Annotated in this window: 2 protein-coding genes; both read left to right on the top strand. The window is 74.4% G+C overall.

Translation table 11 applies throughout. From position 1 onward, the window contains the following. Nucleotides 1–4: 4 nt before the first annotated feature. Nucleotides 5–5053 (top strand): condensation domain-containing protein, encoded by a 5049-nt coding sequence (locus NP777_RS46320; RefSeq protein WP_256656230.1) that lies wholly within the window; start codon nucleotides 5–7, stop codon nucleotides 5051–5053. Then, a partial coding sequence (locus NP777_RS46315; protein ID WP_256656229.1) for a condensation domain-containing protein occupies nucleotides 5053–6409 on the top strand: 1357 nt, incomplete at its 3' end. The genes NP777_RS46320 and NP777_RS46315, both read left to right, overlap by 1 nt.

Below are 6409 nucleotides of genomic sequence, written 5' to 3'. Positions count from 1 at the left end.
AGCCGTGCTGGAATCCCACCCGGGCGTCGCCCACGCCGTGGTCGTGCCGCACAGGGGACGGGGCACCGGCCACGGCAAGCAGCTTGTCGCCTACATCGTCCCCACGGGGAGCGGCGACCCGGGCACGCGGCCCGAGAACAGCAACTTCGGTGCCATCGCCCTCGATTCCAGCTTCGTCGTCGGGGAGCTGCGCGGCTTCACCGCACAGCGCCTGCCCGAGTTCATGGTTCCCGCCCTGTTCGAGGTGTTGGACGTACTGCCCCTGACGCCCAACGGCAAGCTGGACGTGGCCGCGCTGCCCGAGCCCGAGGCGCGGGGCGGCATCTACCGGGCACCGCGTACGGGGGCGGAAGAGATCCTGACCGGCCTGTACGCGGAGGTCCTCGGGCTGGACCCGGTCGGCATCGACGACGACTTCTTCGCGGCCGGCGGCGACAGCATCCAGTCGATCCAGGTGGTCTCGCGGGCGCGGGCCCATGGGCTGGAGATCAGCTCGCGCGACGTGTTCGAGCACCGGACCGTCGCCGAGTTGGCCGAGGTCGCGGCAGCCAACCGGCAGGCCGGGGCCGTATCGGCGCCGGCCGAGCCGGAGGGCGGCGGCACCGGTGAGATGCCGCTGCTCCCGGTGGCTCAGTGGATCAGGCAGGACTGGGGTGTCGGGTTCGACCGGTTCCTCCAGGCCGTGGTGCTGGAGCTGCCCCCGGGCATCGACCGAGCGGGACTGACCGCGACTCTGCGGGCGGTGCTGGACCGGCACGACCTGCTTCGCTCCCGGCTCTTGGAGGACGCCAGCGACGCGCCGGGCGGACTCGTCGTCGCGCCGCCCGGCGCGGTCGACGCCGACACCCTGGTGCGGCACACGGCGTGCGACGGACGCTGGGACACGGACGGCTGGCGCACCCTGCTGCTGGCCGAACTGGACGCGGCGGCGCGGCGGCTGGACCCGGCGGCCGGGGTGATGGCGCAGTGCGTCTGGTTCACCCCGCCGGACCCCGCTACTCCCGGTCGGCTGCTGCTGGCGCTGCACCACCTGGTGGTCGACGGTGTGTCCTGGCGCGTCCTGATGCCCGACCTGGCACGCGCCTGGCAGCAGGTGAGCGCCGGTGCCACGCCCGCCCTGCCCGAGGTGCCCACCTCCGTACGCCGCTGGGCGCACGCGCTGGCCGAGGAAGCGGCCGACCCGGCACGCGTCGCCGAGCTGGGACTGTGGCGGTCGATCGTCGAGCGGCCCGACCCGGTGCTGGGCGCCCGGCGCCGCGACCCCGCCGTCGATGTGCGGGCCACCGTGCGGAAGACCTGGGTGCGGCTGCCCGCGCACGTCACCGAGCCGCTGCTGACGACCGTGCCCGCGGCCTTCCACGGCGGCGTCAACGACGGCCTGCTGACGGGGCTCGCCCTCGCCCTGGCCCGGTGGCGCCGCGACCGCGGAGTGGACGAGCCCTCGGCGCTGATCCGGCTGGAGGGCCACGGCCGGGAGGAGAGCGTCGTGCCCGGCGCCGATCTGTCCCGCACGGTGGGCTGGTTCACCAGCGTCTTCCCCGTCCGGCTGGACCTGGCGGGAGTCGACCTGGACGAGGCGTTCGCGGGCGGGCCCGCCGCCGGGCAGGCGGTCAAACTCGTCAAGGAATCCCTGCGCTCCCTGCCCGACAAGGGACTCGGCTACGGCCTGCTCCGGTACCTGAACCCCGAGACGGCCGCCGTGCTGTCCCGGCACCCCATCGGACAGGTCGGCTTCAACTACCTCGGGCGGTTCTCCGCCGCCGCCGACATGCCCGAGGAGCTGCGCGGACTCGGCTGGACCCAGGCGCCCGAGGCCGCGGCCATCGAGGAGCTGGCGGAGCTCGACGCGGCCCAGGACCCGCGGATGGCCGCACCGGCGGAGCTCGACATCAACGCCTCCGTCACCGATACCCCCGAGGGCCCACGGCTCGGCGCGCTGTTCACCGCTCCCGTCGGCGTACTGACCCCCGAGGAGGTACGGGAGCTGACCGGGTTGTGGTCCGAGGCGCTGGAGGGCATCGTCCGGCACGCCGCCGGTCCGGCGGCGGGCGGGCTGACCCCCTCGGACGTGCCCCTGGTCTCGGTCAGCCAGGACGACCTGGAGGCGTGGGAGGCGCGCTATCCCACGCTGGAGGACGTGTGGCCCACCACCTCACTCCAGTCCGGGCTGCTGTTCCACTCCATGCTGGACCACTCCGACTTCGACCCCTACCAGGTGCAGTACACGCTCCATCTGAGCGGTGCCGTCGACCCGGAGCGCATGCGCGCCGCGGGCCAGGCGCTGCTGGACCGCCACCCCAGTCTGCGCGCCGCGTTCGTGCCCGACTTCATCGGCGACCTGGTCCAGCTGGTGCTCGGCCGGGTCACCCTGCCCTGGCGCCACCTCGACCTGAGCGGGCCGGCGGACGCGGAGCGCGAGGCCGCCTTCGAACAGATCCTCCGGGACGACCTCGCGGCCCACTTCGACCCCGCCGAACCGCCCCTGTTCCGGCTCACCCTGGTGACCCGCGGCCCGGAGCGGTCCGAGCTGGTGGTGACCGCCCACCATGTGCTCTTCGACGGCTGGTCGGTACCGCTGATCATGCAGGACCTGCTGCGGCTGTACGCCTCCGAGGGCGACGCGTCGGTGTGGCCCCGCGCGCGTAGCCACCGTGACTTCCTGGTCTGGCTGGCCCGGCAGGACCCCGCTGTCTCCGCCCGCGCCTGGCGGCGTGAACTCGCCGGTGTGGAGCGGCCCACCTCGGTGGTGCCCGAACCGCCGTCCGGCCCCGGCGCGGGACCCGTCGGCATCGGCCAGGTCGACGTGCCACTGCCCGGCGAGGAGTCCCGGGCGCTCTCCCGGCGCGCCGCGGAGCTGGGCGTCACCGTGAACACCGTCGTCCAGGGCGCCTGGGCGGTGCTGCTCGGGCAGCTGAGCGGTGAACAGGACGTCATGTTCGCCTCCACCGTCTCCGGCCGCCCGCCGTCCGTTCCCGGTGTGGACTCGGTCGTCGGCACCTTCCTCAACACCCTGCCCGTACGCGCCCAGTGGTCCGCCACCGACACCTTCGCCGACCTGCTGACCCACATACAGGAGCGGCAGACCGCGCTGATGGACCACCACCACTACCCGCTGCCGCAGATCTACGAGGCGGCCGGCCTGAACGCCCTGTTCGACTCCATCGTCGGCTTCGAGTCCTTCCCGATGAACCATTCCGGGCTCACCGAGGCCAGCGCCGCCGCGGGCGTCCGGATCACCGGGATCCGGCTGTTCACGGCCACCCACTACCCGCTCACCGTTATGGTCTTCACCGACTCCGACACCCGCCTGCGGCCGGCCGTGCAGTACCAGTTGCGCTCCCTCGACCGGCCCGCCGCCGAGGCCATCGCGGCGCGCTTCGCGGCGATCCTGCGGCAGATCGCCGCCGACCCGCGGCAGCGGGTGAGCGCCGTGGACGTGCTCCTGCCCGGCGAACGGGACCGCCTGCGCACGCGGCTCACCGGGCCCGTGGCCACCCACGACGGGACGACGCTGCCCGCCGCGTTCGCGGACCGGGCGGCCACCGCTCCCGACGCGTCGGCGGTGGTCGCCGGGGACGTCACCCTCACCTACCGGCAGGTGGCGCAGGCGGCCGGCCGGCTCGCCGACGGCCTCGCCCGGCACGGCGTCGGCCCCGAGACGGTGGTCGCCGTGGCGCTGCGGCAGCCGCTGGACCTGGTGGTCGCCACCCTGGGCGTCCTGACAGCGGGCGGCTGCTGCCTCCCCCTGGACCCCGGCCACCCCGCCCGCCACCTGCGCCACGTCCTGGCCGACGCGGAACCCGCCCTGCTGCTCACCGACGCGGCCACGGCGCCGCTCCTGCCGGACGGCGGCCCACCCCGGCTGCTGCTCGACGACGTCGCGGCGGACGGCCATGGCACCGTACGGCCGCCCCAGGACCCCGACCGGCTGGCGTGCCTGGCCTACACCTTCGGGCACCCCGACGGCGTACGGCCGGTGGCGCTCACCCACCGCAGCCTGCTCGCCGGGGCCGCCGCGGCTCGCACGGCGCGGTCCGCACCCGGCACCGTCCGGCTGCCCGTCGGCCCCGCACTCGGCCCCGGGGTGTTCGCCACCCGGCTGAGCACCGCGCTGACCACCGGCGGCTGTCTGGAACTGGTCACCGCCGCCCCCGGCGGCGTTCCCGGGCCGGCCGGCACGACGGCCGGCCTGCCGCACGAGACCACCCCGGCCGGCGTACGGGCGTACCTGCTCGGACCCGGTCTGCGCCCCACACCCCCGGGCGCGGTCGGCGAACTGTACCTGGCGGGCCCCACCCTGGCCCGCGGGTACCAGGGCCGGCCGGGGCCTACGGCGGAGTGTTTCGTGGCCGACCCCTGCGGACCGCCCGGCGCCCGCATGCTGCGCACCGGCGACCTGGCCCGCTTCGGCCCGGAAGGCGGCCTGGAGTACACCGGCCGCCGGGACGGACAGGTCACCGTGCAGGGCCTGCGGGTCGCACCGGCCGAGGTCGAGGCGGTGCTGGCGGCGCACCCCGCCGTGCGGCAGGCGCTGGTCGTCGCTCACGACCCCGGGCGGGCGCGGGGCGAGGGCGGCACGCGCCTGGTCGGCTACACCGTGCTGCGCCCCGACGACGCCACCACCGGCACGGAGCTGCGCGCGTACGCCGCCGAACGGCTGCCCGCGCCGCTGGTCCCGGCGGCCGTCGTACCCCTCGAGGCCCTGCCGCTCACCCCCCAGGGCAGGCCCGACCAGGCGGCACTGCCCAAACCCGAGTGGGGAGAGGGCACCTACCGGGCGCCCCGCACCCCCCGGGAGGAGGAGCTCTGCGCGCTGTTCGCGGAGGTCCTCGAGGTCGAGCGCGTCGGTGTCGACGACGACTTCTTCGCGCTCGGCGGCAACTCTCTGCTGGCCACCCGGCTGGCCAGCCGTATCCGCAAGGTGCTCGGCGTGCACGTCGGCATCGGCACCATCTTCCAGCACCGCGACATCGCCGCGCTCTCCCGGACGCTCCGGAGCGCGGAAACCTCCAAGCGGCCCCGTTTGCGCAAGATGAACAGGAGTGGCGAGTAATGATCCCCTTGTCCTACGCGCAGCGACGGCTGTGGTTCATCGACAAGTTCGAGGGCGCCTCGGCGACCTACAACGTCCCCTTCGTCCTGCGGCTGAGCGGTGACCTGGACCCGGCCGCGCTCGCCGCCGCCGTACGCGATGTGGTGGCCCGGCACGAGAGCCTGCGCACGCTGATCGTCGAGAACGCCGACGGCGTCCCCGCCCAGCACGTCGTTCCCGCCGATGCGGCGCGGCCGGAGATGCCACTGGTCGAGGTCGCCCCCGACGCGCTGGAGGAGGAGCTGCGCGACGCCGGCTCCTACGCCTTCGACCTGGCCACCGAGATCCCGGTGCGCGCCACCCTGTTCCGGCAGGCCCCGCGCGAGCACGCACTGCTGCTGCTCGTCCACCACATCGCCGCGGACGGCGAGTCCATGGCGCCGCTGGCCCGGGACCTGGCCGCCGCCTACACCGCCCGCCACTCGGGCGGTGAGCCCGCGTGGCCGGAGCTGCCGGTCCAGTACACGGACTACACGCTGTGGCAGCGCGAGCTGCTGGGCGACGAGGACGACCCGGACAGCGTGCTGGCCGAGCAGGTGCGCTACTGGCGCGAGGAGCTGGCGGGGGTGCCGCAGCCGCTGCGGCTGCCCACCGACCGGCCCCGCCCGCCCGCGGCCGGCCACCGCGGCTCCGTCGTCGGCTTCCCCATCGAACCCGGTCTCCTGGCGGCCGTCGAGGACCTGGCCCGCGACCGCGAGCTGACGATGCCGATGGTGATGCAGGCGGCGCTCGTCGTGCTGCTGCACCGCCTGGGCGGCGGTGACGACATCGCGCTCGGCTCCACCATCGCCGGGCGCACCGACGACGAACTGGCCGACCTGGTCGGGTTCTTCGTCAACACCTGGGTCCTGCGCACCGACCTGTCCGGCACCCCGACCTTCGCGCAGGTGCTCGACCAGGTGCAGCGCAAGGCCCTGGCCGCCTACGACAACCAGGACGCGCCGTTCGAGCGCCTGGTGGAACTCCTCAACCCGGAGCGCTCCACCGCCTACCACCCGCTCTTCCAGACGATGTTCACCTGGGAGAACGAGGCGTGGATCGACCTCGAACTGCCCGGAGTCAGCGCCCGCCTGCAACCCCTCTCCACCCCCACGGCCAAGTTCGACCTGGAGTTCAACTACTTCAAGGACCCGGCCCGGCCCGGCATGCTCTGCTACCTGGAGTACGCCACCGACCTGTTCGACCACGACACCGCCGTGGCCATCGGGAACCGCTACACCCGGCTCCTGGAGGCCCTGGTCGCCGACCCCGGACAGCCCGTCGCGCTCGCCGACGTGCTGGAGCCGGGCGAGCGCGAGCGGATGCTCGTGGAGCTGA

The sequence above is a fragment of the Streptomyces rugosispiralis genome (genome assembly GCF_024505145.1).
Taxonomy (GTDB): domain Bacteria; phylum Actinomycetota; class Actinomycetes; order Streptomycetales; family Streptomycetaceae; genus Streptomyces; species Streptomyces rugosispiralis.
This window is presented reverse-complemented; position numbering and strand designations above follow the sequence as displayed.